General features: G+C 71.8%; 21 protein-coding genes. 10 read left to right on the top strand and 11 right to left on the bottom strand.

From position 1 onward, the window contains the following. Positions 1 to 4 precede the first annotated feature (4 nt). From GA0070606_RS16395 to GA0070606_RS16385, 3 genes are all read left to right on the top strand, one after another. Positions 5 to 637 carry a phosphoribosyltransferase gene (locus GA0070606_RS16395; RefSeq protein WP_091100620.1) on the top strand — a complete coding sequence of 211 codons (633 nt, stop codon included), beginning with the start codon at positions 5 to 7 and terminating at the stop codon, positions 635 to 637. Between the two features lie 22 nt (positions 638 to 659). Further along, a complete protein-coding gene (locus GA0070606_RS16390; protein ID WP_091100616.1) occupies positions 660 to 1,082 on the top strand; it encodes a TFIIB-type zinc ribbon-containing protein in 423 nt (140 codons plus the stop codon). A gap of 139 nt (positions 1,083 to 1,221) precedes the next feature. Beyond that, the gene (locus GA0070606_RS16385) at positions 1,222 to 1,905 is read left to right on the top strand and encodes a maleylpyruvate isomerase N-terminal domain-containing protein (protein ID WP_091100612.1); all 684 of its coding nucleotides are present in this window, start codon (positions 1,222 to 1,224) and stop codon (positions 1,903 to 1,905) included. Positions 1,906 to 1,936: 31 nt separating this feature from the next. On the opposite strand, the gene GA0070606_RS16380 is transcribed toward GA0070606_RS16385, so the two are convergent. Together GA0070606_RS16380 and dnaB are read right to left on the bottom strand one after the other, a co-directional pair. Beyond that, positions 1,937 to 2,863: a hypothetical protein gene (locus GA0070606_RS16380; RefSeq protein WP_141721707.1), complete on the bottom strand. Its 927-nt coding sequence runs from the start codon at positions 2,861 to 2,863 to the stop codon at positions 1,937 to 1,939. Positions 2,864 to 2,880: 17 nt separating this feature from the next. Next, the gene (dnaB, locus tag GA0070606_RS16375; RefSeq protein ID WP_245724709.1) at positions 2,881 to 5,469 is read right to left on the bottom strand and encodes a replicative DNA helicase; all 2,589 of its coding nucleotides are present in this window, start codon (positions 5,467 to 5,469) and stop codon (positions 2,881 to 2,883) included. A gap of 377 nt (positions 5,470 to 5,846) precedes the next feature. On the opposite strand from dnaB, the gene GA0070606_RS16370 reads away from it, so the two are divergent. Continuing rightward, on the top strand, positions 5,847 to 7,355 hold the full coding sequence (locus GA0070606_RS16370; RefSeq protein ID WP_091100605.1) for a hypothetical protein: 1,509 nt from the start codon (positions 5,847 to 5,849) through the stop codon (positions 7,353 to 7,355). Between the two features lie 72 nt (positions 7,356 to 7,427). Here GA0070606_RS16370 and rplI read toward each other — a convergent pair whose 3' ends face one another. From rplI to rpsF, 4 genes are all read right to left on the bottom strand, one after another. Continuing rightward, entirely contained in the window at positions 7,428 to 7,874 is a 447-nt protein-coding gene (gene rplI, locus GA0070606_RS16365; protein ID WP_091100601.1) for a 50S ribosomal protein L9, read from the bottom strand. 14 nt (positions 7,875 to 7,888) lie between these two features. Continuing rightward, entirely contained in the window at positions 7,889 to 8,128 is a 240-nt protein-coding gene (rpsR, locus tag GA0070606_RS16360; RefSeq protein WP_007073789.1) for a 30S ribosomal protein S18, read from the bottom strand. A gap of 41 nt (positions 8,129 to 8,169) precedes the next feature. Next, entirely contained in the window at positions 8,170 to 8,700 is a 531-nt protein-coding gene (locus GA0070606_RS16355) for a single-stranded DNA-binding protein (protein ID WP_176737336.1), read from the bottom strand. An 80-nt stretch (positions 8,701 to 8,780) separates the two neighbouring features. Further along, positions 8,781 to 9,071 carry a 30S ribosomal protein S6 gene (rpsF, locus tag GA0070606_RS16350; protein WP_076468436.1) on the bottom strand — a complete coding sequence of 97 codons (291 nt, stop codon included), beginning with the start codon at positions 9,069 to 9,071 and terminating at the stop codon, positions 8,781 to 8,783. Between the two features lie 639 nt (positions 9,072 to 9,710). Here rpsF and GA0070606_RS16345 point away from each other — a divergent pair. Both GA0070606_RS16345 and GA0070606_RS16340 read left to right on the top strand, forming a co-directional pair. After that, positions 9,711 to 10,502, top strand: coding sequence for a deoxyribonuclease IV (locus tag GA0070606_RS16345; RefSeq protein ID WP_091100599.1), 792 nt, complete (start codon positions 9,711 to 9,713; stop codon positions 10,500 to 10,502). Beyond that, complete coding sequence (locus GA0070606_RS16340) at positions 10,499 to 12,946, top strand: hypothetical protein (RefSeq protein ID WP_425413053.1); 2,448 nt, start codon at positions 10,499 to 10,501, stop codon at positions 12,944 to 12,946. Before GA0070606_RS16345 ends, GA0070606_RS16340 begins: the two co-directional genes overlap by 4 nt. A gap of 180 nt (positions 12,947 to 13,126) precedes the next feature. On the opposite strand, the gene GA0070606_RS16335 is transcribed toward GA0070606_RS16340, so the two are convergent. The 3 genes from GA0070606_RS16335 to GA0070606_RS16325 all read right to left on the bottom strand — a co-directional run bounded on the left by GA0070606_RS16335 (position 13,127) and on the right by GA0070606_RS16325 (position 18,283). Continuing rightward, the gene (locus tag GA0070606_RS16335) at positions 13,127 to 14,626 is read right to left on the bottom strand and encodes a glycosyltransferase family 87 protein (RefSeq protein WP_091100595.1); all 1,500 of its coding nucleotides are present in this window, start codon (positions 14,624 to 14,626) and stop codon (positions 13,127 to 13,129) included. Between the two features lie 118 nt (positions 14,627 to 14,744). Further along, positions 14,745 to 17,618 (bottom strand): transglycosylase domain-containing protein, encoded by a 2,874-nt coding sequence (locus GA0070606_RS16330; protein WP_091100592.1) that lies wholly within the window; start codon positions 17,616 to 17,618, stop codon positions 14,745 to 14,747. Between the two features lie 197 nt (positions 17,619 to 17,815). Next, the gene (locus GA0070606_RS16325) at positions 17,816 to 18,283 is read right to left on the bottom strand and encodes a DUF5318 domain-containing protein (protein WP_091100588.1); all 468 of its coding nucleotides are present in this window, start codon (positions 18,281 to 18,283) and stop codon (positions 17,816 to 17,818) included. 174 nt (positions 18,284 to 18,457) lie between these two features. On the opposite strand from GA0070606_RS16325, the gene GA0070606_RS16320 reads away from it, so the two are divergent. After that, positions 18,458 to 19,096 (top strand): PadR family transcriptional regulator, encoded by a 639-nt coding sequence (locus tag GA0070606_RS16320; RefSeq protein WP_091100583.1) that lies wholly within the window; start codon positions 18,458 to 18,460, stop codon positions 19,094 to 19,096. A 23-nt stretch (positions 19,097 to 19,119) separates the two neighbouring features. Continuing rightward, a complete protein-coding gene (locus tag GA0070606_RS16315; RefSeq protein WP_091100579.1) occupies positions 19,120 to 20,199 on the top strand; it encodes an inositol-3-phosphate synthase in 1,080 nt (359 codons plus the stop codon). 82 nt (positions 20,200 to 20,281) lie between these two features. Here the strand turns inward: GA0070606_RS16315 and GA0070606_RS16310 are convergent, their stop codons facing one another. Both GA0070606_RS16310 and GA0070606_RS16305 read right to left on the bottom strand, forming a co-directional pair. Continuing rightward, entirely contained in the window at positions 20,282 to 20,761 is a 480-nt protein-coding gene (locus tag GA0070606_RS16310) for a methylated-DNA--[protein]-cysteine S-methyltransferase (protein ID WP_091100575.1), read from the bottom strand. A gap of 68 nt (positions 20,762 to 20,829) precedes the next feature. Further along, positions 20,830 to 21,234 carry a hypothetical protein gene (locus GA0070606_RS16305; RefSeq protein ID WP_091100571.1) on the bottom strand — a complete coding sequence of 135 codons (405 nt, stop codon included), beginning with the start codon at positions 21,232 to 21,234 and terminating at the stop codon, positions 20,830 to 20,832. Positions 21,235 to 21,562: 328 nt separating this feature from the next. Here GA0070606_RS16305 and GA0070606_RS16300 point away from each other — a divergent pair, with 328 nt between their 5' ends. Both GA0070606_RS16300 and GA0070606_RS16295 read left to right on the top strand, forming a co-directional pair. Beyond that, positions 21,563 to 22,228 carry a DUF4097 family beta strand repeat-containing protein gene (locus GA0070606_RS16300; protein ID WP_091100567.1) on the top strand — a complete coding sequence of 222 codons (666 nt, stop codon included), beginning with the start codon at positions 21,563 to 21,565 and terminating at the stop codon, positions 22,226 to 22,228. Positions 22,229 to 22,418: 190 nt separating this feature from the next. Beyond that, on the top strand, positions 22,419 to 24,695 hold the full coding sequence (locus GA0070606_RS16295) for a S9 family peptidase (RefSeq protein ID WP_091100565.1): 2,277 nt from the start codon (positions 22,419 to 22,421) through the stop codon (positions 24,693 to 24,695). Positions 24,696 to 24,797: the final 102 nt, after the last annotated feature.

The following is a 24,797-nucleotide window of genomic DNA, read 5'->3' as shown; positions in this document are numbered from 1 at the left end:
AGGCATGACCACCTACCGCGACCGCGAAGAGGCGGGCCGGACGCTCGCCGACCGGCTCACCGCCCTCGTCGGCGAACCGGAAGTCATCGTGCTCGGGCTGGTACGCGGCGGCGTGCCGGTGGCCCGGGTGGTCGCCGAGCGTCTCGGCGCGCCCCTGGACGTGCTGGTCGTCCGGAAGCTCGGCATGCCGTGGGCGCCCGAGGTGGCCTTCGGCGCGCTCGGCCCCGGCGGCGTGCAGGTGCTCAACGACGTCGTGGCGAGCCGACTCGGCGCCGACGACATCGCCGAGGTGCGCCGCCGCGAGCAGGCCGAACTGGAACGGCGGGAACAGCTCTACCGCGCCGGACGGCCGCCGCTGGACCTGACCGGGCGCACCGCCGTGATCGTCGACGACGGTCTGGCCACCGGGGCCACCGCCCGCGCCGCCGTCCAGGTCGCCCGCCACCTCGGCGCCCGCCGCGTCGTTGTCGCCGTCCCGGTCGGCTCGCAGGAGGCGTACGAGATGCTGTCCGCCGAGGCCGACCAGGTCGTCTGCGCGCAACACCCGCCGGAGTTCATGGCGGTGAGCGCCTACTACGAGGACTTCCACGAGGTCGCCGACTCCGAAGTCACCGAAGCGCTGACAGCGACCGCGTGACCGGAGCGGGTACGGTCGGAGGATGAGCCTGACCTGTCCCAAGTGTCACGGAGAAATGCGCCAGTACGAGCGCAGCGGCGTCGTCATCGACCAGTGCGGCGAGTGCCGGGGGATCTTCCTCGACCGCGGCGAGCTGGAGAAGCTGTTCGAGGCCGAGGCCAACTGGAACCGTCAGCAGGGCGGCGCCCCCGCGCAGCCCACCCACCAGCAGGGCGGCTACCCCGGCCAGCCGGGTCACCAGCAGGGCGGCTACGCGCCCCCGCCGCCCCCGCCGCCCGCCCCCGCCCCGCACCAGCCGGGCTACGGCGCCGTCCCCCCGCCGCCGCCCCCGGCGCACGGCTACCCGCCGGCCCCCGCCTACGGGCACGGTCAGCAGCACCACGGTTACCACGGGCACTACAAGCGCAAGAAGCACAAGAGCTTCCTGGACGAGATGTTCGGCTGAGCCACTCCGTCGACCGGGCCGGCCTCGACCGGCCCGGTCACCCGTGGCCGCATCCGTGCCCCGCGCCACCGCTTCGCCGCGCCACCGCTTGGCCGGTGCCGCCGTGCCGGCTCGCGGCGGTCGTGCGACGCTGCACCCCATGACGCACCACGGGCAGCACCTCGCGCTGGCGCAGGCGTACGACGGGGTCACCCGGGTCGTCGCCGACCTCGACGACGCCGACCTGCAACGGCCCACCCGGTGCCGGGGCTGGCTCGTCGCGGACCTGCTCTTCCACGTGCTCTGCGACGCCCAGCGGGCACTGGTCGCGCTCGCCAGCCCCGTCGAGGGCCCGCCCGACGTGGACGACGTGAGCTACTGGCGCAAGTTCCCGCCCGGCGGCCAGGACGGGGCCGCCGCCCGGCACGCCTGGTGGGCCCGCCGCTCCGCCGCCGCCTTCGACCGACCGAGCGGGATCGTCCGGCTCTGGACCGACACCGCCCCCGCCGCCGTACGCGCCGCGGCCCGCGCCGACCCGGACGGCTGCGTGACCACCCAGGGGCACGTGCTGCGGGTGCCGGACCTGCTCGCCACGCTGACCACCGAGGCCGTCGTTCACCACCTGGACCTGGTCCTCGACCTGCCCGACGCGCCCCTGCCCGGGGTGCTCGCCACGCGGGTCGCGGTGGCCACGGTGGACGGCATGCTCAGCGACGACGCCGTCCGCCCGGCCGCGTGGAGCGACGCGGAGTACCTGCTCAAGGCGACCGGCCGGGTGCCGCTGACCGATCACGACAAGCTCGAACTCGGCGAGGTCGCCGGCTGGTTCCCCCTGCTGGGCTGACCGGTTCCGGTATTGCCGGGGCGGCGGTCGTTCAGCTTCGCCGCTCCGAGCTGGCAGCTGCCGCCATAATCCGCTCGGCCATCTCTGCCTTGCGTGCAAGTGCGACGGTGGCACCGGAGTAGAGCAGCGTGACGATCCTCTCCGCCGGGCCACACGTGGTCCCCACGGTGTGTATCGACTTGTGCGGTCGTACCGACAGACCGCTCGTCCCCTGGGTCCTCAGGAAGCCGAGGAACTCCTCGAGCACATGCTGTCGGCCCACCAATCGAAACTGAGGCATGGTGGCCGGAGCAGATCGCGATCGGCGGTAGAGGCCCATCGACCCGTCCCCGTCGACCACACCCCGCCAAAAGTCACGCGACTCCACCAGCCGAGCGTCGGTCGGCCCCTCGTACCGCCCCAACGTGACGAGCCGGTCAGCCAACTGGTGGGAACGGACCGAGAACTGGCACGAGTGGTGGGCCGGGTTGGGCGCCGAGATGGCGCTTGTGGAACCGAGGAAGGTACGGAGCTTGGCCAGGTGCGCTCGATCGCGTTCCGCGAGCCCCACCGAGATCTGTGGGATGTGCTTCGGCCGGTAACTGATCGACCCGTCGGCGAACAGGAAGCCGATCCAGTAACAGGCATCGGAAGTCAACTCGTCGAATGCCTCGTGCCGGAGAGTGTGGACGACACGCCGAAGAGGCACACCCCGCCGGGTGACGAGACCGCGCACGGCAGGCTCGGTGATGCCGTACGCCATGGCGAGTTGCCCTAACGACGCTCCCGCCTGGTAACGCTGGAGAACCTCGGAGCGTTGGTCCTCCGTCAGCTTGCCGACGATTCTCGCCGGTATCCCTCGACGCCGCAAAAGGCCACGAATCGCCTGCCGAGACACGCCGTTCGAGTGGGCGATGCTGGTGAGACTCTCGCCGGCGAGCGCGCGCGCAATGGCGTCGGCCCTCGCAGCCTCCGCCATCCGGGCCCCTGTCTGCCTCACACGATGGCCATGTCCACGAAGCGCGACAGGTGCAGCTGCGCCGCCACCGTCACCGTGTCGGTCGGACCATTTCTGTGCTTGGCAATTATGAAATCCGCCTCCCCGGCCCGCGGCGACTCCTTGTCGTAGTAGTCGTCGCGGTGCAGCAGGATGACAACGTCGGCATCCTGCTCAATTGAGCCACTTTCACGCAAATCGGACAACTGGGGTCGCTTGTCGGTGCGCTGTTCCGGGCCACGGTTCAGCTGACTCACCGCGATGACCGGACACTCGACCTCCTTGGCGAGCAGCTTCAGGCCACGGGACAGGTCCGCGACCTCCTGCTGCCGGCTCTCGGTGCGCTTCGGGGAGGTCATCAGCTGGAGGTAGTCGACCACGATCAGCTTGAGGTCGTGCCGCTGCTTGAGCCGACGCGCCTTGGCCCGGATCTCCATCAGGTTCATGCTGGGCGTGTCGTCGACGAAGAGCGGCGCCTCGCTGATCTCGCCCATGCAGCGGGCGAGCTTGGTCCAGTCGTCGTCGGAGAGCTGGCCGCTGCGCAGGACGTGCAGCGGCACGCGCGCCTCGGCCGACAGCAGCCGCATGACGATCTCGACCTTGCTCATTTCCAGCGAGAAGATGGCCGACGCCTGGTTGGCCCTGATCGCGGCGTTGCGCGCGAAGTCCATGCTCGCCGTGCTGTTGTGGGTCGGGATCATCGCCCGACCCGCGAGGTAGAGGTGGTCGGAATTGTCCACGGTGACGCACCGGACGGGCACGCTCGGGACCGGCCGGACGTCGACGATGAAGCGGCTGTCCGTCCGGGAGTTGCTCTCGCTCCGGCGCCGCAGACGGTGTGCCTCCCGCTTGCGCGGCAGGCGGAAGACCTCGTCTCTGGCCGTGAAGTTCAGGTCGAAGGCGTTCGAGCTTCCGGCGGTACGCCCCTCGACGGTCCTCCGGGCGACCGAACAGCGGTACCCGAGGCTGACGATCAGTTCGTACACGTCTTCGGCGAGGTGGGGTGAGGTTGTGGTCAACTGCACGTCCCCGCTGACGGTCACCGTGCCGTCGGCGTCGAGCAGCCCGGCCAACAGCGCTCGCCGCTGCGCCTCCGAGGCCCGCAGGTAGGCCGTGGGGATGCGCTTGTCGTCCGGGACACCCGCCGCGCGCGGGATCCTTCCCTCGGCCGTGTGGCCGCCGCCGAGCCACACCCCGAGCGTGTACGGCGCGAGCGGGAGATCCCGTTCCGGGAGGCGGAGCGCGGCGGCGTTCTCGACCGCGTGGTTCAGCCGCCGGTCGGCCGTGTTCGTACGCAGGGTCGCCCGGATCTGCTCCGTCGTCACCACGCCCGGCGACTCCGGAGCCGTCAGGGCGTCCGACCACTGCTCGACGAGAGCCGACAGGCGGCGGTGGCGGCGGGCCGGACAGGCCCTGGCCGGGCGCACACGCGGGCGCCTGCGCATGACGACGGGCGAGTCGTCGGCGATGTCGCGGGCCGCCCGGTGCGCGGTGTGCGTGAACTCCGGACCGAGCACACGGGCCAGTTCCGTGATCGTGCCGCCCTCACCGAGGGCTGCCTGCCGCAGGCGTCCGACGGTCTCGGGGGACCCGTGGTCGCGCCGGCTGGCGGGGGCAGCGCGGCGACCTGCCCGCGTGGTGGTCTTCCACAGATGTTCGCCGTCGGCGACGATCACCGACCCGTCGGAGAACTCGACCTCGTAGCACGGCCGGTCGTGCCGCACCTCGAACGCGGCGGTGACCTTCGTGGGCAGACCGTCGGCGCCCAGCAACTCGTCGCCGACCTCGACCTCCCCCATGGTGGTCCACCCCGTCGGCGTGGGAAGCGGAGTGTCCAACGCGAGCGCCTTACCCAGACCGGGCCTTCCGGCCACGATGATGAGCTGCCCCGCGTGCAGGCCGTTGAGCAGCCGGTCCAGGTCGGTGAAGCCGGTGGGGACGCCGGTCATCATGCCGCCCTGGGCGCCCACCGCCTCGATCTCGTCGAGCGTCGGCTGAAGCATGTCGGCGAGCACGGCGAAGTCCTCGCTGACGCGGCGCTCCGTGACGTCGTAGACCGCCTGCTGGGCGAGGTCGACGATGTCGTCGACGTCGCGGCTGCCGCCCTGGGCCGTGCCGTAGCCCAGTTGCACGATCTTGGTGCCGGCCTCGACGAGGCGCCGCAGGACGGCCCGCTCGCTGACGATCCGCGCGTAGTAGGCGGCGTTCGCGGCGGTCGGCACGCTGGCGATCAGCGTGTGCAGATAGGGGGCGCCGCCGATGCGGACCAGGTCACCGGAGTCGGCCAGTGCCGCCGCCACGGTGATCGAGTCGGCGGGCTCACCTCGGCCGTAGATCTCCAGGATGGTGTCGAAGATCGTGGCGTGGACCGGCCGGTAGAAGTCGTTCGTCTTGAGGATCTCGACGACGTCGGCGATGGCGTCCTTGGAGAGCAGCATGCCGCCGAGGACGCACTGCTCGGCGGCGACGTCCTGCGGCGGGGTCTTGTCGAACTGGCCGTCCCGCTGGGGCGGCGGGGACGCCTGGCCGCCGCCGGAGCGCGAGTCCGCCCGCATGTCGTCGGTGACCGACACGGGTCCCCCCTCCACTGCGTCGGATCAGAACCAGCTGTAGCGCCGGGGTACGACAACCTCGACCTGCCGGTCGATCGGGGGTCATCGCACGGCCGGTCGGGGGCCCACCTTACGGAATCCGAGGTCAGACCCTCAACCACGGCGGTGGACGAGCCTCGGGACAACCTGTGGATGCCGGTGGACAAGCATGTGCGCAGGGTGTGCACAGGCTGTGGACAACCGCTGGGGAATTCCGCCTCCCGCGCCTCTGAGCTGCGGAAACGTAATCCCCAGCCTGTGGAGGACAAGTTTTCGGTCGAACTGGCCGGTCGAACGTCCCGTACTATCTCCAGCGAACGGCTACACCTGGACAGCGGATTGCGCCATCGGTCGAGAAGGGTCACGCTGCCGCCGTGAATCACCGGGACTGGGCACGCGGAGAGGATGATCCGCGCGAGCGACAGCCGGTCGTTCCCTGGGACGTTCCCGCCGCCCCGTCACGCGTCCATCCCTACGAGCACGACGCCGGGCAGTTCCGCACACCGAGCCGACGTCGCGCCGCCGAGCGCGGCCAGCGGGAGCCCGTCGACCCCTACCTGCCGCGGTGGGCGCTGGAGTCCGGCGTACGCAGCCCGGACGGCGGCGGCCGGCACGCCGCGCCCGACGACGAGGACGACGCCGACCGCCCCCGGCCCGATGGCGGACGGTGGGCCACGGAGACCGCGCGCGGTTGGCACCGGGCGGGCGAGGCCGGTGGGCGCGAGATCCCGGCGGCGCCGCCGGAGTCGGACCACACCGGGGAGTGGACGTTCGACGGGCCGCGGGAGGGTGGCTACTCGGGGCGCCGCCGCGCCGATGACGACCCGGTCTCCGGGGCGCCGCCGCAGGGCCGGCCGAGGCGCTCTCCGTCCGACCGCCCGCAGGTCGTCTGGTCCGGGCTCGAGGAGCCGAGCGACGCGGCCAGGGCGACGCCGGTCTGGGACCGCGATCGGTCCGGCCGGTGGACGGCCGAGGACGGGCCGGCGGTCGACCGCTGGGACCGGCCGGCGCGGCGGGCCGAGCCCGCCGATCGCCCCGAGTTCGATCCGTGGGACGCCTCCGGCGTGCACGCGTGGCGGCCCGTCGGCGAGGTCGACCGGTGGGGCGGTTCGGGCGACGCCGGCCGGTGGGACCGGACCGACGCGTCCGGACGGTGGCACCAGCCGGACGGCACGGGCCAGTGGGAGAGGTACGCCGACGGCGACGGCTGGGAGCCGTCTGATGCGCCGCGCTCGGGGGATGGTGCCGCCGAGGGGTGGCCCTGGCCGGGACGGGACGACCCCGACGGGGATTTCTGGTGGGGCACCCGGTTGGCGGGCGACGACCCACGGTGGATGGATCCGCCGGCGTCGGTTCCGCGTTCGCCGGCGGTCTCCTACACCGCACCGCGACCGCGTACGGCGCCGCGACGGCGGGCGGCCGAGCCGGTCGGTCCGTCGCGGGGCGCGACCGCGGCACCCGTACGCCGTCGGAGCGAGGTCGCCGCGGCGGGAGGGCTGGCCCGCCGCATCGAGGACGACCTGCTCGATCCCGATCCGGGCGGGCGGTGGCGGCCGCTGCTCTACACCGTCGCCTGCTATCTGGTGCCGGCGGTGCTGATCTTCTTCTGGCTGTTGACCCTCGACGGGCAGGTGCCGGAGGGATGCGTGACCGACATCAACGGCGAGGGCTGCGACTCGCCGCGGTCGCGGGCGCTGGGCTCCCTGGCGTCGGGCCTGCCGCGTTTCGGGCTGGCGCTGGCCAGCAGCCTGGTCGTGGCGATGCTGCTGCGGCGGGTCGGGACCACCTGGCGGCCGGCCACGGTGGCGCTGGCCTCGGCGGTGGTCGGCGGCGGTCTGTCGACGGTCATGATCAGCGTGGTGACCGGGCAGCCGATCGGCTGACGCGGCGGCGCTGTACAGCGAACAGGGCCCGCACCGGGGGGTGCGGGCCCTGTCGTGGTGCTCTGTGAGGTGTCAGCCCTGGACGACGTTGAGGTCGAACTTGGCGGTCACCTCGGGGTGCAGCTTGATCCGCACCGGGTAGGAGCCGGTCGACTTGATGTGACCGGGCAGCTCCAGCCGACGACGGTCGAGGACCGGGCCGCCGGCGGCCTTGACGGCGTCGACGATCTCGGCCGGGGTGACCGAGCCGAAGAGCCGACCACCGTCACCGGCGCGGGCCTTCAGGCTGACCTTGAGGCCCTCGAGCTGGTCCTTCACCTCGTTGGCGTGGCCGAGGTCGCGGATCTCCCGGGCCGAGCGGGCCCGCTTGATGACCGTGACCTGCTTCTCCGCACCCTTGGTCCAGGCGATCGCGAAGCCCTGCGGCAGCAGGTAGTTACGGCCGTAGCCGTTCTTGACCTCGACGATGTCGCCTGGGGCACCGAGGCCGGACACCTCCTGAGTCAGGATGATCTTCATATCGGTGCCTCCTCTCAGCGGGCCGTGGCGGTGTACGGCAGGAGCGCCATCTCACGGGCGTTCTTGACCGCACGGGCGATCTGCCGCTGCTGCTGCGAGGTCACGCCGGTCACCCGCCGAGCGCGGATCTTGCCGCGGTCGGAGATGAACTTGCGCAGCAGCGCGGTGTCCTTGTAATCGATGTAGGTGATCCCGTCCTTGTCGAGCGGGTTCACCTTCTTCTTCGGCTTGCGAAGTGCAGCGGCCTTGGCCATTGCTCGTGCTCCTGGTTTGCGATCGCGGGCGCTCGGCGCCATTAGAACGGGGGCTCCTCGTCGAAGTTTCCGCCACCCGAACCGCCGCGCGAGGGTGCCGGAGCGGCCGAGGCCCAGGGGTCGTCGAAGTTGCCTCCGCCGCCGCCCTGGCCACCACCGCCACCGAAGCCGCCGCCACCGCCGCCGGAGCGGGACATCTTCTGCACCTTCGCCGTGGCGTAGCGCAGCGACGGGCCGATCTCGTCGACCTCGAGCTCGATGACGGTGCGCTTCTCGCCCTCACGGGTCTCGTAGGACCGCTGGCGCAGCCGGCCGGACACGATCACGCGGGCGCCGCGCTGCAGCGACTCCGCGACGTGCTCGGCGGCCTGCCGCCAGACGGTGCACGAGAGGAACAACGGCTCGCCGTCCTTCCACTCGCCGGACGCCTTGTCCATGAACCGGGGCGTCGAGGCGACCCGGAACTTGGCGACCGCAGCACCGGAGGGGGTGAACCGCAACTCGGGGTCATCGGTCAGGTTGCCGATGACCGTGATGGTGGTGTCTCCTGCCATGACCATCTCCTCGCGCACTCATCAGTTCTGCCGTTACAGGCTCTCAGAGCCCTCCGACAGTGCTGGTGAGGCTGATCCGGGTGAACCGGGTTGAATGCTTAGCGCATCTCCGGCCGGATGACCTTGGTGCGCAGCACGGACTCGTTGAGCCGCAGCTGACGGTCCAGCTCGGCCACCGCCGCGGGCGTCGCCTGCAGGTCGATGACGGCGTAGATGCCTTCGGCCTTCTTGTTGATCTCGTACGCGAGGCGCCGGCGGCCCCACACGTCGGTCTTCTCCACCGAGCCACCCGCGGTCCGGATCACGTTCAGGTACGTGTCGAGCGACGGGGCGACGGTGCGCTCCTCGAGGCTGGGGTCGAGGATCACCATGATCTCGTAATGACGCAAGACGTGCTCACCTCCTGTGGGCTAAGCGGCCACGGTCCTTCCGTGGCAGGAGGTCGTGCGTCGTGGCCCACGCCGGTTGCGGGGGAACCCGGCCGGACGCGGACAACCGGACCAGGATACCCGGTCCGGACGATCATGCCCGGGGTGGTCGGTCGACCCGCGCCGGGCAGAGGCGACGGGGGCCCGCGTCGACGTCGGCGTCGATGCGAGCCCCCGTGCACGAGGCCGCGGGGCGTCCCGTCCGCATTCCTTGGGTGGGACCTGGGGAGGAACGACCACACCGATGAGGTTGGACCGGGAACGCCCCGCGGAGCTTTATCGTGTTGTTACCTGACGTTACAACGGCTCTTGACCCTTGTCGGGGGAAATGGCGGATTTCTCCGTAATTTTGTTGAGGCCGGGGTGCACTGCCGTAACCGGCCCCCGTCGCGCCGGGCCGCGCGACGGGGGTGCCCCGGCCTTCCCGGGCGGCTCTGTCGCTCCCCGGCGGGCCGGCCTGCGCGTTCGCCTCGCCCGGAAGCACCGACCGTGGATCCCACTCGCATCAACGACCGCCGCCGCCGGGAGGTGACGCGCGACGGATCCCACTCCCCGCCGCCGTCACCCCGGCTGTCGGCGCGGCGACGTAGGCTCCCACGCATGCGTATCGGAGCCCACGTCGATTCGACCGACCCGCTGGCGGAGGCGACGGCCCGGGAGGCCGGGGCCGTGCAGTTCTTCCTCTCCGACCCGCAGGGCTGGAAAGCCCCGAAGCCCCGGGAGGACGCGGACCGGCTGCGGGCCGCGGCCGTCGACCTCTACGTCCACGCGCCGTACGTCGTCAACGTCGCCACCCTGAACAACCGGATCCGGATCCCCAGCCGCAAGCTGCTGCTCGGGCACGCGCAGGCGGCTGCCGCGATCGGCGCGAAAGGGCTGATCGTCCACGGCGGGCACGTCAACGCCGGGGACGACGTCGCCGTGGGGTTCGACAACTGGCGCAAGACCTTCGCGTACGCGGCGGACTCCGGCGGCTTCGGCCTGCCCGTCCTGATCGAGAACACCGCCGGCGGCGACAACGCGTGCGCCCGGCGGCTCGACGCGCTCGCCCGGCTGTGGGACGCCGTGGGCGAGTACGAGGTGGGCTTCTGCCTGGACACCTGCCACGCGCACGCCGGGGGTGAGGAACTGCTCGGCCTGGTCGACCGGGTCAAGGCGATCACGGGGCGGATCGACCTGGTGCACGCCAACAACTCCAAGGGCGCGTTCAACTCCGGCCAGGACCGCCACGACAACCTCGACGGCGGGACCATCGACCCGGAGCTGCTGGTGGCGGTGATCCGCGCGGCCGGGGCGCCGGTGATCGTCGAGACCCCGGGCGGCATCGAGGGCCAGGGCGCCGACATCGCCTTCCTGCGCGACCGACTCGGCACGGAGAACACCGCGGCATGACGACCGACCAGTCCGCCGCCGGCGGCCCGCACTCCGGCGGCCCCGCAGGCGCCCCCGCCTCGTCGGAGACGACCGGCGACGAAGCGCGGACCGACCGGGCCGCCGGCTCCCCCAAGGCGGGAGACACCACGGGCGAGTCAGCGCCGGCCCGGGCCGGCGCTGAAGGGGAGCAGGGGAAGGACAAGGCCGGAACCGAGCCTGGCACGGCTGTGACCGGGCCGGAGAAGGCCGGGACCGGGCCGGACAGGGCTGCGACCAGGCCCGGCAGGACCACGACGGACAGGGCCGGGACAGAGCCGGGCCGGGCCACGACGGACAGGGCTGCCGCAACGGACGGGGGCCCGACGGGCCAGGCCGACGCCGGCAGGGACGGCGGGGGAGCCTTGGCCGGGAACGGCGAGAGCAAGCACGGCGGAAACAAGGGAGCCGACGGCAAGGGCGACGAGGGCAGAACCGGCGAGAGCGGCGGGAGCAAGGCCGCCGCGGGCAAGAGCGCCGACGGCAAGACCACCGACGCCAAAGACGGTGACGGCAAGACCACCGAGGGCAAGAGCGTCGACGCCAAGACCACCGACGCCAAGACCACCGACGCCAAGACCACCGACGCCAAGACCACCGAGGGCAAGACCACCGAGGGCAAGGACGGCGACGGCAAGGAGGCCGGAAAGCCCGACCGGTGGGCGGCGTTCGCGCCCGCGCCCGAGGCCGTACCGGGCAGGCCGCGCCGCGCCGCCCGGTGGGTCGGTCGCCTGCTGATCCACGAGTGGACCCTGGCGACGGTCGGCTCGCTGGTGTTGGCCGTCCTGCTGACCTGGCCCACCCTGCGCTACCCGCTGCACACGATCCCGCAGGACTACTGGGACCCCACCCTGCAGGCGTGGCAGATGGCCTGGTCGGGGCACATCCTGCTGACCAACCCGGCGCAGCTGTGGCAGTCGAACGCGTTCTTCCCGGAGGACTGGAGCTTCGCCTTCTCGGACACCCTGCTCGGATACGCCCCGGCGGGCATGATCGGCAACGGCCCCGAGGCCGCCGTGCTGCGCTACAACATCATGTTCGTGCTGGCCCACGCGCTCGCCACGCTGGGGGCGTACGCGCTGGCCCGCCAGCTCGGCGCGGGCCGGATCGGCGGCGCGGTGGCCGGGGTCAGCTACGCCTACGCGCCGTGGCTGCTCGCCCAGGCCGGGCACCTGCACGTCATCTCCAACGGCGGCATCCCGCTGGCGCTGGCCATGCTGGCCCGTGGGCACGGATACTCGCTCCGCCACGGCTACCGGCCGGAACGCCGGCACGACGGCTGGGTCTACGCCGGCTGGCTGGTGGCGGCCTGGCAGCTCAGCCTCGGCTTCGGCATCGGGCTGCCGTTCGCGTACTTCCTCGGCGGGGCCGTGCTGGTGGCGGCCGTCACCTTCTTCCTGCGGCGCTGGGTGATCCGGCCGGTGAAGCGCCCGTTCGGCCGCCGGCTGCTGCTCGCGGACCTCGTCGGCGGGCTGATCTTCGCCGGTGTCGGTGCGCTGATGGCCATCCCGTACTTCAAGGTGGCGGAGCTGCACCCGCAGGCGGAGCGGACGATCGGCGACATCGCCATCTTCTCTCCGCCGGCGAGCGGCTTCTTCACGGCGCCCGGCGAGTCGCGCGTCTGGGGCGAGTTGCACGAGGGCGCGCGGGCGGCGCTGCCGTGGCACCCGGAGATGACCCTGCTGCCCGGTTTCGTGCTCTACGCCCTCGCCGCCGGCGGACTCTTCTTCTCGGTGTGGAAGCTGCGGCACCGGCTGCTGCTGCTCGCCGGGGTGGTGGTGACCATGGTGCTCGCCATGGGCACCCGGTTCTTCGACGGCACGTTCACCTACGTGCCGCTCTTCGAGCACGTGCCGGGATGGAACGGCCTGCGTACGCCGGGTCGGCTTATGCTCTGGACCACGCTGCTGCTCGGGCTGCTCGCCGCGGGCGCGGTCAGCGCGTTCGCGGCCCGGGTGCGGGAGATCTCCGCCGAGCGGATCCCCTCCTGGCCGAGCCCGTGGCTGCGGCTGGCCACCCTGTTGCCGCTGGTCCTGGTGATCGCCGAGGGCCTGAACACCACGCCGCACCCGGTCGTGCCACAGCAGCCGGCCGCGATGCGGACCGTGGCCGGTCCGCTGCTGGTGCTGCCGAGCAGCCAGAGCCACGACCAGCCGGTGATGCTCTGGTCCACGACGAAGTTCCAGGACATCGTCAACGGCGGCAGCGGTTTCACGCCGCGCCAGCTCGACGAGGTACGCCGGGTGTCGCTCTCGTTCCCCGACCAGACCAGCGTCGACTACCTTCGGGTCCTCGGCGTCCGCAACGTGCTGCTGATGCGCGACCAGATCGCCGGCACGCCGTGGGAGGTCACGATCGACGCGCCGGTCGACGGTCTCGGCATCACCCGCGAGGAGATGGGCCAGGTGGTGGTCTACCGGCTCTGACCCGGCCGGCAGCGAGGGGTTGGGGGGAGCGGCCGGCACGGGCCCGACGGGGCGCGGGCCGGCCCGGCTCCCGCAGCCACGAGGGGGACCGGCCGGAGTCCGAGGGGGACCGGCCGGATCCCGGAGCCCAGAGGACGGGGCCGGCTCGCGGAGCCCGGGGAACCGGGCCCCGCGCGGCTGCTAGGCGGGGGCGGGTGCCGGCTCGGCGGGCTCCAGTGGCCTGCGTCGCCACCGGTCGAGCCAGGGCGCGTCCGGCGCGCCGTCCAGCAGACCGCCGTCGGGATCGTCGGCGTAGGTGGCCCGCACCGGGTCGAGTTCCGGCCGCAGGATCTCCCGTACGACCAGCACGCAGAGCACCACCACGGTGGTCAGGCGCAGCGTGGCGGCCAGCACGAAGACCCCCTCCGGAAAGACCGGCCGGCCGGTCGACGCGCCGAGCAGTTCGCCGTAGAAGGCCGCGAAGTAGCCGACCTCGGCCACCTGCCAGGCCAGGAAGGCGCCCCACCTCGGGCGGGCGAGCACCACCAGCGGCAGCAGCCAGAGCACGAACTGCTGCGACCACACCTTGCTGAAGATCAGGAACGCGGCGACCACCAGGAACGCGAGCTGGGCGAGCCGCGGCCGGCGCGGCGCCAGCAGGCCCAGCGCGGCCACGCCGAGACACGCCAGCCCGAAGAGGGCGTACGACAGGGCGTTCAGCGTCGGAATGTTGACGTTCAGCCACTCGAAGGGCCCGGGGTCGGCGGGGCTGCCGATCTTCCCGTCCAGGTGACGCCCGATGTACCAGAGGGTGCCCCAGTCGATCGCGCGCTCCGAGTTCAGCTCGAAGAACCGGTCCCAGTTCTCCCGGTACGGAATGGCGACCGGCAGGTTCACCGCGATCAGGGACGCCAGGGCCGCGCCGAGGGCGGTGAGGGCGGCGCGGAGCCGGCCGGCGCGCAGCGCCAGCACCAGGATCGGGCCGAGGACGAACAACGGCCACATCTTGGCCGCCCCGGCGAGGCCGAGCAGGACGCCGGCCGGCAACGGCCGGCTGCGTGCCCAGGCCAGCAGGCCGAACGCGGCGAGGCCGATGGCGAGCAGGTCCCAGTTGACCGTGGCGGTGAGCATCAGCGCGGGAGCGAGCGCGAACAGCGCGGCGTCCCAGGGTCGTCGGCGGCGCAGGGCGAGGATCACCGCGACCGTGGCGACCGCCAGCGCGCCGAGCACCAGCGCGTTCAGGTTGTAGAACCACATGGCCTGGTTGAGCCCCGGGTCGTTCTCGCCGAGGGCGTGCACCGGCAGGCCGAGCGCGCCCATGAAGTACCCGGTGAGCACCGGGTACTCGACGGGGTGGTCGCGGTAGGGGACCGCGCCCTCGTTGAGCCGCTCGGCGTAGTAGAGCGCCAGCACGTCGGTGTAGCAGAACCGGGTGTACTGCACGTTGTTCTGCCAGGCGCCGTCCTGGCAGGGCGACTTCTGCACCCAGTGCAGCGCCAGGGTCAGGCAGACCAGGGCCAGGACGATCCGGGCCGCCGTCCAGAAGCGGTTCTCGCGCCCGGCGGGCCGGTCGAGCGCGGTGGCGTGGTCGCCCAGCGGACCACCGATGAGGCCGGAGACGCCCCGGACGAAGCCGTCGGACCGGGACGGGTGGTCGGCGGCACCGGCGTCGTCGATGCCTCGCGTCGGCTGCGTGCTCATGAAGGTGCATCCTGCCGTACGACCGGCCTCCGCGTCCCGTCCCGGAGCCGACACGTCGGTCACGCGAAACGCCGCCGGCGGCCGGACAGGGCGTCCGGCCGCCGGCGGCGTTCGTGGCTCAGTCGTCGCTCGGGCGTGGGGTGATGCTCGGTAGCAGCCCGCCACCGCCACCCGGCCTCGGCTCGTTCGGGGTCGCGGGTCCGGTCGGGCCACCACCCGGGCCGGTGCCGCCGCCGTTGTTCCCGCCGCCGTTGTTGCCACCCGGCGGGCAGAGCAGCTCCAGCGGCCCGCAGTCCGGCCGGCCACCAGGCTGTTCCGGCTGATCCGGCGGCGGCGGAGCCTCGCCGTTGCCGGCCTTGTCGTCACCGATGCCGGTGACGCTCGGCAGGTCCGACTTGTCCTTGCCCTTCAGCGCGTCGTCCATGTACCGCTTCCACAGCTCCGCCGGGAAGCTGCTACCGCCGATGTCGTTCCCTCTACCGTCGACGATGGTCGGTTTCTTCGGGTCGCGGCTGCCGATCCAGACGGCGGTGGCGAGGTTGTCGTCGTAGCCGACCATCCAGGCGTGCGCGTTGCGCGGGGTGCCGTTGTGTTCCCAGGTACCGGTCTTGCCGGCCGCGTCCCGACCGTCGGCCAGGTTGGCGTTGTTCTCCTCCGGGATCTCCTTCAGCACGGCGGTCACCTCCTTGGCGACCTCCGGTCTGATGCGCTGCTGCGGCTTGCGCTGCTCACCGGTCCCGGGCACCTTCACCCACTTGCCGGTGTCCTCGTTCTGCTTCTCCACGCTGATGACGAAGTGCGCCTTGTTGTAGACGCCGTCGTTGGCGAGGGTGGCGAGCCCGTTGGCGTGGTCGAGCACGGTGATCGGGTACTGGCCGTAACCGACCACCCGGTCGAACTTTCTCGGGGCGAGGTTCTCCGGCTTCTCCTTGACCAGGTCGTACGGCTTCGGCGGGTCGACCGTCCACATCGTGCTCACGCCGGCCTGCCGCGCCATGGCGACCACCTTGTCGGGACCGATCTTCTCGGCGAGATGGAAGAACGGCACGTTGTAGGAGCGGATGGTCGACTCCTCCAGCGTGCAGGACTTGTTGCACGTCTTCGTGACGTCGCGGCCGGCGTTCTGCACCTTGTTCGCGAAGCCCTCCGGCTTGAACGGGGTGGCGTCCCAGCGCGACTTGACCGAGATGCCGGCCTCGATGGCAGCCGCCAGCGTGTAGACCTTGAACGACGAGCCCGGCGGGTGGCCGCCGACGATGTCGCCGTTGGCGTTGGTGTTCTTGCCCGCGTAGTCGAAGTCGGCACCGCTGTCGCCGCCGTAGTAGGCGAGGACCCGGCCGGACTTCGGCTCGATGGAGACCGCCGCGGCCATCAGGTTCTTCGGCTGCCCCTTGAGCACCGACCCCTTCCGGTCCGGTTGGGCCGCCGCCTCCAGCGCACTCTGCATCTTCGGGTTGATCGTGGTGACGATCCGGTAACCGCCGGTACGCAGCTCGTCGACGCAGGTCGGCTTGCCCGGCTTACCCGAGTCGGAGCAGATCCCCCACTGCTCCATCTCCTGGCGCACGTAGTTGACGACGTTGCCCCGGGGGCTCTTCACGCCGAAGCCGTTGCCGTCCTTCTTCGGCGCCAGCACCTTCGGGTACGCGGTCGGCCGGTCGGCGGCGTTGAGCCAGCCCTCCTCGACCATGCCGCCGAGCACGTAATTCCACCGGTCCTTGGCCTGCTCGGGGTTGACGGCCGGGTCGTAGCCCAGGTGGGTCTCGCTCTTCACCGGCTGCTTGATCAGGGCCGCGAGCACCGCGCCCTCGGCGACCGTGAGCTTGCTGGCCGACTTGCCGAAGTAGGTCTGCGCCGCCGCCTCGATGCCGTACGCGCCGCGCCCGAAGTAGATCACGTTGAGGTAGTGCTGCATGATCTCGGGCTTGCTGTACTTCTCGTTCAGCTTCGAGGCGAAGATCGCCTCCTTCACCTTCCGGGCGTACGTGTCGTCCTTCAGGTTCTCGATGGCGTTGCGGGCGTACTGCTGGGTGATCGTCGAGGCGCCCTGCTTGTCGCCGCCGGTGAGGTTGTTCCAGGCCGCGCGGGCGATGCCCTTGTAGTCCACGCCCGAGTGCTTGTAGAAGTTGCGGTCCTCGGCCGCCGCCACGGCGTGCTGGACGTACTCCGGGATGTCCTTGATCGTGACGAAGGTGCGGTTCTCGTTGCCGAGCCGGGCCACCTGGGTCTTCTTGTCGCTGGCGAGGATCGTGGTGGAGAGCGGCAGCGGCACCTCGTCCGGGAGCGTGACGTTGGTCGAGTAGTAGGTGAAGCCGACCACGCCCAGGCCGGCGAGCATGATGAAGACGGCGAAGCTGGCGATCAGCATGTTGATCCGCTTGCGCTTCTTGGCCCGCGCCGCGTTGGCCGGGTCGCCCGCGCCGCGCCCGCGCCGGCCGGGACCGGTCGGCCCGCCGGGCCCGCCCGGGCCACCCGAGACGGGCGAGACGCTCGCCCGCGCCGAGGCCCGGCCGCTGGCACCACCGACGGCGGCCGACCCGACGCTCGCCCGACCCGCCGAGGCGGCGCCCACGGCGGCGGAACCCACCGAGGCCCGACCGGCCGGTCCGCCGACGGCCGGGGAGACCGGCACCGACGCGCGGCCCGCGCCCGCCCGGCCCGCGCCGGGCGCCGGCGAGACCGGCGCCGAGGCCCGGCCGGGGGCGGCCCGACCGACGGAGGCGGAACCCACCGAGGCGGAACCGGCGGCCGAGCCGGCACGGGGCGGGACGGCCGCCGAGGCCGAGCCGCCGCGCGGTGGCACGGCCGCCGAACCGCCGACCGAGGCGCGCCCACCGGAAGCCCGGGGCGAGACCGAGGCGCGGCCGGCCGGTGCCGTACCCTCCTGGGCAGCCGACCAGCCGCCCCCGCGGGCGTCACCGCCGGGGTCGCCGTGCTGGCCCGGAATCTGGGCCCGCCCGCGCGGGGAACTGGGATCGCCGTACGAGTTCATTCCTCACACCCTGCCGTCGCGGTGGGACGCGGCTGCGCCGCCACCGGTTTGCCGTGAGATGGGACACCCGACAGTAGCGGCACGTCCGTGCCGACCGACCGGGGTCATGTACGAATCAATCGGGCCTGTCAGACCAACGAGCCGTCGGTCACCCCGGGCGTGCGGGTGCTGACCGGGGGCGGCCGATCCAGCCAGGATCACCGTTGCGCCTCTCGCCTCCGTCGACCGGCCCCGCCGGTGCCCGAGGCGGCCGCGCCGCCCACCGCGCCCTGCTCCGACCCGTCCTCCGGGTCCCCGGCCAGCCCGTCCCGGCCGAGCAGGTACTGCTCGACGAGATGGTTCCAGTCACAGCCGAGGCACACCTCCACCACGAAGACCTGGAACTCACGCAGCGTCATCGCCAGTACGGGCAACTCGGCGAGCGTCCGGGCCTGACCGGCCGACTGCTTGAGTTCGTCGCCGTAAATGTAGTGGACGCGCGTCAGGTTCTCGCTCCGGCAGATCGGGCACCGCTCGTCGGTGGGCTCTCCGTGGAAGCGAGCGGCGTTCTTCAGGTACGGCGACGCGTCGCAGACGTCGTACGTGCCGACCCGGCCGGCGAGGAGTTCGCGCAGCACCGCTCTCCTCCGGAGCGAGAAGTCGACCACCTGGCGCTGCGTACGCATGCGCAGAAGGGTACGCCGTCTCGCCGGGCGAGGCGACCACGGTGACGATGAGTGACGACAGGACCTCGGAGCGGGGGTTTGCCCTGATCACAGTGATCCGCTAGCGTGCGATGTATCGGTCCGATACATCGCGGCGGTTACCGCTCCGCGTAGAGGGTACAGAGAGGATGGCCCGTGCTCGAACTCGCCATCCTCGGCCTCCTGCAGGAGTCTCCGATGCACGGCTATGAGCTGCGCAAGGAGTTGACCGCCAAGCTCGGCGCGATCAGGGCGGCGATCAGCTACGGCTCGCTCTACCCGACCCTGCGTCGGCTGCAGGCGGCGGGGTGGATCGCCGAGGCCGCCGAGACACCCGCCACCGCCGAGGAGGTTCCCGCGCTGACCAGCCGACGAGGTCGGGTGGTCTACAAAATCACCGCGGAGGGCAAGGAACGCTTCGCCCAACTCATCGCACAGGCCGGGCCCGAGACGTACGACGACACGGGCTTCGGGGTGCACTTCGCGTTCTTCGCCCGCACCGACCAGGCGACCCGACTCCGCATCCTCGAGGGTCGCCGGCGAAAGATCGAGGAGCGTCGCGAAGGGCTTCGCGACGTGCTGGGCCGGGCGGCCGAGCGCCTCGACGCGTACACGCTGGAACTGCAGCGCCACGGCCTGGAAGCCTGTGAGCGCGAGGTCCGCTGGCTGGAGGAGCTCATCGCCAACGAGCGCTCCGGCCGTGCCCCGACGGTCCCGGCAACCGGGACGGCCGGCGGCCGACGAGAAGACAACAGCCCGCCTCCGCCTGGAGAGTCCAGGAAAGAGCGGCCGTGATGAAGAAGAAGGAGGCAGACGCTATGGGCTCCGTCCGCGTCGCCATCGTCGGTGTGGGTAACTGCGCCTCGTCCCTCGTACAGGGCGTGGAGTACTACCGGAACGCCGACCCGAACGACCGCGTCCCGGGTCTCATGCACGTCACCTTCGGCGACTACCACGTCTCGGACGTGCAGTTCGTCGCGGCGTTCGACGTGGACGCCAAGAAGGTGGGCATGGACCTCGCCGAGGCGATCGTCGCCAGCGAGAACAACACCATCAAGCTCTGCGACGTGCCGCCGACCGGCGTCACCGTCCAGCGCGGCCCGACCTTCGACGGTCTGGGCCAGTACTACCGCGAGATCGTCGAGGAGTCCGACGCCACCCCGGTCGACGTGGCGCAGGCGCTGCGCGACGCGCAGGTCGACGTCGTCGTCTCCTACCTGCCGGTCGGCTCCGAGCAGGCCGACAAGTTCTACGCCCAGGCCGCGATCGACGCCGGCTGCGCGTTCGTGAACGCCCTGCCGGTCTTCATCGCCTCCGACCCCGAGTGGGCGAAGAAGTTCGAGGACGCGGGTCTGCCGATCGTCGGTGACGACATCAAGAGCCAGGTCGGCGCCACGATCGTGCACCGCGCCCTGGCGAAGCTCTTCGAGGACCGCGGTGTCGAGCTGCTGCGCACGTACCAGCTCAACTTCGGCGGCAACATGGACTTCATGAACATGCTGGAGCGCAACCGCCTGGTCTCGAAGAAGATCTCGAAGACCCAGTCGGTGACGTCCCAGATCCCGCACGAGATGAGCAAGAGCGACGTGCACATCGGCCCGTCGGACCACGTGCCGTGGCTGGACGACCGCAAGTGGGCGTACATCCGCCTGGAGGGTCGTTCCTTCGGCGACACCCCGCTCAACGCCGAGCTCAAGCTCGAGGTGTGGGACTCGCCGAACTCGGCCGGCGTCATCATCGACGCCGTCCGCGCCGCGAAGATCGCGCTGGACCGGAAGATCGGCGGCCCGATCCTGTCGGCCTCGTCGTACTTCATGAAGTCCCCGCCGGTGCAGTACGCCGACCACGACGCGCACGCCGCCGTCGAGGCGTTCATCGCCGGTGAGGTCGAGCGCTGACGCGCTGACCACCAGCACCGCCGAGGGCCGGGTCCGCGGGGACCTGGCCCTCGGCGCGTCTGTCGTCGTGTGCCCGGCGGCGTCAGGACCACGCGCGCCGCAGGGCGACGCCGGCCTCCAACTCCAGGAGGGTGACCTTGCGCTCCAGCCCGCCACCGAAGCCGACCAGCTTGGCGCCCGCCCCGACGATCCGGTGGCAGGGCACGATCACCGGGATCGGGTTGCGGTTGCAGGCCACCCCGACGGCGCGGGCGGCGCCGGGATCGCCGAGCCGCCGGGCCACCTCGCCGTAGGTGAGCGTCTCCCCGTACGGGATCTGGGTCATCTCCCGCCAGACGCCGCGCTCGAAGGCCGAGCCGCCCGGCACCGCCAGCGGCACCGCGAACTCGGTCAGCTCGCCGGCGAAGTATGCCCGCAGCTCCGTCACCGCCTGTCGGGCCGTCTCGTCGCCCGGTTCCTCGGCGGCCCCCTCGACCCGGCCGAAGCGGGTGCGGCACACGTTCGCCCCGTCGGTGGCGACGGAGAACTCACCGATCGGGGAGTCGAGCACGGTCCAGCGCATGCATCCATTGTCCCCGGTGGGCCGACACCGCCGCCCGAGCCTCGCGCGCCCCGATCGGTGCCGGCGGCTCAGAGCAGGGTGAAGCCGAGCAGCAGGGCGCCGGCGCTGAGGCTGGCGCCGCCGGCCACGGCCAGCCAGATCAGCCTGTTGGGCTTCGTGTCCTGCGGGCGGACCACCGAGAGGAAGAAGCCGAGCGGCATCAGGATCGGCGCGGCCACGAACAGGGCCCGGATGAGCGTGCGGATGCCGCCGGACGCGTCGGCGTGGTCGACGTAGGGCAGCACGACCAGCGCGAAGAGGACCAGCACCCCCGCGTGCGCGTGGCCGGCGGTCCACAGTCCCCGGCGGACGGGGTTGTCGAGGTAGCCGGCCTTGCGCCGGGCCAGGTGCATGAGCAGGGTCAGGCCGCCGTACGCCACCGTCACGACGGTGATCAGCAGGATGCCGGCGGTGGTCAGGGTCGCCGAGGACATGGGCACCTCCGTCTTGTCGGTGTCAAGATTGGCCGGTGGGGCCAATCTTGTCAACAGCAAGATTCGGTCGGCGCGCCGTCCGGCAACGGCGCGACCATGAGCGGACCAGGCGGACCGACGGCCGTCGCCGACACCACCCCCATAGCGTTCATCGCGAGGTCAATGCAACGAAACCTTCCCGGCTCGTTGCCTTGAATTCCGAACTGTTGCAACGATTTCGAGGCTTCTACCTGGCATTACATCGGTTGTTCGCAACGAAGCTGTTGCCCGATCCCCGAACGCAACGTAGCGTTTCGCACATCGGAAACAAGGCCCGAAGGAGCACACGATGCAGACGTTCGACACCCCCACCCCCGTCTCCGCCGTCCTCGACATCCCTGCCGGGCACGTCCGGTTCATCGCCGCCGACCGACCCGACACCACGGTCGAGGTGCTGCCCGCGGACCCGGCGAAGAGCCGCGACGTGAAGGCGGCGGAGCAGACCAGGGTCGAACACGGCGACGGCGTCCTGCGGATCGTGACGCCGGCCAAGAACCAGATCCTCGGCAACACCGGATCCGTCGAGGTGACGGTCCAGCTGCCCGCCGACTCCCGGATCGAGGCGAAGGCGGCGAGCGCCGAGTTCCGGGCCGTCGGACGGTTCGGCGACGTCGTCTTCGAGGGCGCGCACGGCGCGATCAAGATCGACGAGGCCGCCAGCGTACGCCTCACCACCTCCGCCGGCGACGTCACGATCGGCCGCCTCAACGGCCCCGGGGAGATCAGCACCGCGAAGGGCGACATCCGGATCGCCGAGGCCGTGCGCGGCACGGTCGTGCTGCGCACCCAGGCCGGCGACGTGTCGGTCGACGCCGCCCACGGCGTCTCCGCCGCCCTGGACGCCGGCACCACCCTCGGCCGGATCCACAACGCGCTCACGAACACCGGCGGAGCCGCCGACCTGACCATCCACGCGACCACCGCCGTCGGCGACATCACCGCCCGCAGCCGCTGAAGCCGACGCCCCGACCGCCAGGGTCCACGACGACGACGGCGACACCCCTCGCCCGATCCCTGACCGCGCGGACAGCGGCCGGCCCGCACGACGCCCGGCACCTCGCTCACGCCGCCTCCTCGTCACATCAGCCGTGACGGCACCACCGGGCACCCCCCGTGCCCGCACCGACCTGAGGAAGGACAACCAGATGACAACCAGCCAGGACTATCAGGCCGCCGAGCGGCTCCTGCGCCGGTCCGCCCGCCCTGGCGAACTCGTCGTGGGCGACAGGGTCAGACCGCGATGGATCGACGGAGGCGCCCGTTTCTGGTACGCCGTGAGCAACGGCGTCGGCAGGCGGTTCGTGCTGGTCGACCCGACGGCGGGCACCCGCCGCCCGGCGTTCGACCACGCCCGGCTCGCCGCCGCTCTCGCCACCGCCACCGGGCAGGAGGTCGACCCGGAGGCCCTGCCGTTCATGGCCATCGAGCTGGCCGGAAACGCCGTGGAGTTCGACGCGTACGGCGAGCACTGGCGCTGCGAGCTGGACGGCTACTCCTGCGAGCGGGCCAAGGCCACGCCGCCGGGCAACCCGCTGGAGGTGCCCTCACCCGACCGCAAGGTCGCGGTGTCGCTGCGGGGGCACGACCTCTGGGCGCGCTCGCTGGTCGACGGCCGCGAGTGGGCGCTGACCACCGACGGCGAGCCCGACCACCGGTACGGCTCCGGACCGGACTGCACGAGCAACGGCACGCTGTTGCGCAAGTTCGGCCTGCCGCACCTGCCGCCCGTGGTGGCCTGGTCGCCCGACTCGACCAAGGTGCTGACGCATCGAACCGACGAACGCGGCGTCCGGCAGACCCACCTCGTCGAGGCCAGGCCCGCCGACGGCGACGCGCCCCTGCTGCGCACCCAGCGGTACGCGTACCCCGGGGACGAGAACGTGCCGCGGGCGGAACTGGTCGTGCTGGACGTGGCCGAGGGCACGATGGTCCGCGCACAGGCCGAGCCGCTGCTCATGCCGCAGATGTCGCCGATCGCGACCAGGTGGGCCTGGTGGGCTCAGGACGGCTCGGCGGTGTACTACCTCGACCAGCCCCGCGACCGACGCACGCTCACCCTGCGCCGCCTCGACCCGGGCACCGGCGAGGTCACCACCGTGATCAGCGAGACCGGCCCCACCCGCGTGGAGCCCAACCAGTGGGCGTACGAGCCGCCGATCGTGCGGGTGCTGGCCGACGAGGTGCTGTGGTATTCGCAGCGGGACGACTGGGGTCACCTCTATCGCTACGACCTGCACACCGGGGCGCTGCTCGGGCAGGTCACCGCCGGGCAGTGGGCGGTGCGGCAGATCCTGCACGTCGACGAGGCCCGGCGGGTCGTCTACTTCACCGCCTCCGGGCTGGTCGACGAGGACCCGTACCGGCGCACGGTGTGCCGGGTCGGTCTGGACGGCTCCGGTTTCGCCACGCTGACCGACGACGGCCTGGACCACGTCGTCACGATGCCGGAGAACGCCGGGTACTTCATCGACTCCGCCTCCTCGGTCGACACCCCGCCGGTGTCCCGCGTCCGGGACTGGACCGGGCAGGTGCTGGTCGAGCTGGAGCGCGCCGACATCACCGGGCTCGCCGCCACCGGCTGGACGCCGCCGGAACGGTTCCGCGTCAAGGCGGCCGACGGGGTTACGGACGTCTACGGGGTGCTGTACCGGCCGCGGGGGTTCGACCCCTCCCGGCGTTACCCGGTAGTGGACACCCTCTATCCCGGCCCGCAGGTCGCCCGGGTCGCCCCCGGCTTCGACCCCGGCGGGATGGGCCTCGACGCGGAGCCTCTCGCAGCCCTGGGCTTCGTGGTGATCGCGCTCGACGGGCGAGGCACCCCGGGGCGGAGCAAGTCCTTCCACGACGCCTCGTACGGCCACCTGGCCGACGCGGGCGGCCTGGCCGACCACGTCGCGGCGCTGCGGGAGCTGGCCCGGACCCGCCCGTGGATGGACCTGGACCGGGTGGGGACGTTCGGCCACTCCGGCGGTGGGTTCGCCGCCGTACGGGCGATGCTCGACTTCCCCGAGGTCTACAAGGCGGGCGTCGCCCTCGCCGGCTCGCACGACGCCCGCCACTTCAACCTGGGCTTCGTGGAGGCCTATGACGGCGCGGACAACCCCGAGGCCTGGGCCCGCTCCTCGAACGTGGACCGGGCGGACCGGTTGGCGGGCAGGCTGCTGCTCGTCCACGGCGCGTTGGACGACCAGGTCCACCCGGACCAGACGCTGCGGCTGGCCGACCGGCTGATCGCCGCCGAGAAGGACTTCGAGCTGCTCATCGTGCCCGGCGCCGAACACACCTTCATCGACTGCCTGCACTACGTCCGCAAGCGCGCCTGGGACTTCCTGGTACGCGAGCTGACGGGCGCGCAGCCGCCCGCATACCGTCCCGCTCCCATCGCCATCGACCCCGAGATGCTCGGCGAGATGTTCGCCTGAGCGCGACACCGCTGGCACGCCGAGGGGCGCCACGCCCCTCCAGCAGCTCGTTCCGCCCAGGGGCGGCGCACGCCGACACCGCGTCGGCCTGCGCCGCCCCGT

Origin of the sequence: Micromonospora citrea, assembly GCF_900090315.1 — a bacterium.
Lineage (GTDB): Bacteria > Actinomycetota > Actinomycetes > Mycobacteriales > Micromonosporaceae > Micromonospora > Micromonospora citrea.
This window is presented reverse-complemented; position numbering and strand designations above follow the sequence as displayed.

What these genes read in the sequence shown, in the direction of transcription:
- GA0070606_RS16395 (WP_091100620.1), top strand. Translation starts at nt 5, where the DNA reads ATGACCACCTACCGCGACCGCGAAGAGGCGGGCCGGACGCTCGCCGAC.
- GA0070606_RS16390 (WP_091100616.1), top strand. Translation starts at nt 660, where the DNA reads ATGAGCCTGACCTGTCCCAAGTGTCACGGAGAAATGCGCCAGTACGAG.
- GA0070606_RS16385 (WP_091100612.1), top strand. Translation starts at nt 1,222, where the DNA reads ATGACGCACCACGGGCAGCACCTCGCGCTGGCGCAGGCGTACGACGGG.
- GA0070606_RS16380 (WP_141721707.1), bottom strand. Translation starts at nt 2,863, where the DNA reads ATGGCGGAGGCTGCGAGGGCCGACGCCATTGCGCGCGCGCTCGCCGGC.
- rplI (WP_091100601.1), bottom strand. Translation starts at nt 7,874, where the DNA reads ATGAAGATCATCCTGACTCAGGAGGTGTCCGGCCTCGGTGCCCCAGGC.
- rpsR (WP_007073789.1), bottom strand. Translation starts at nt 8,128, where the DNA reads ATGGCCAAGGCCGCTGCACTTCGCAAGCCGAAGAAGAAGGTGAACCCG.
- GA0070606_RS16345 (WP_091100599.1), top strand. Translation starts at nt 9,711, where the DNA reads ATGCGTATCGGAGCCCACGTCGATTCGACCGACCCGCTGGCGGAGGCG.
- GA0070606_RS16340 (WP_425413053.1), top strand. Translation starts at nt 10,499, where the DNA reads ATGACGACCGACCAGTCCGCCGCCGGCGGCCCGCACTCCGGCGGCCCC.
- GA0070606_RS16335 (WP_091100595.1), bottom strand. Translation starts at nt 14,626, where the DNA reads ATGAGCACGCAGCCGACGCGAGGCATCGACGACGCCGGTGCCGCCGAC.
- GA0070606_RS16330 (WP_091100592.1), bottom strand. Translation starts at nt 17,618, where the DNA reads ATGAACTCGTACGGCGATCCCAGTTCCCCGCGCGGGCGGGCCCAGATT.
- GA0070606_RS16325 (WP_091100588.1), bottom strand. Translation starts at nt 18,283, where the DNA reads ATGCGTACGCAGCGCCAGGTGGTCGACTTCTCGCTCCGGAGGAGAGCG.
- GA0070606_RS16315 (WP_091100579.1), top strand. Translation starts at nt 19,120, where the DNA reads ATGGGCTCCGTCCGCGTCGCCATCGTCGGTGTGGGTAACTGCGCCTCG.
- GA0070606_RS16310 (WP_091100575.1), bottom strand. Translation starts at nt 20,761, where the DNA reads ATGCGCTGGACCGTGCTCGACTCCCCGATCGGTGAGTTCTCCGTCGCC.
- GA0070606_RS16305 (WP_091100571.1), bottom strand. Translation starts at nt 21,234, where the DNA reads ATGTCCTCGGCGACCCTGACCACCGCCGGCATCCTGCTGATCACCGTC.
- GA0070606_RS16300 (WP_091100567.1), top strand. Translation starts at nt 21,563, where the DNA reads ATGCAGACGTTCGACACCCCCACCCCCGTCTCCGCCGTCCTCGACATC.
- GA0070606_RS16295 (WP_091100565.1), top strand. Translation starts at nt 22,419, where the DNA reads ATGACAACCAGCCAGGACTATCAGGCCGCCGAGCGGCTCCTGCGCCGG.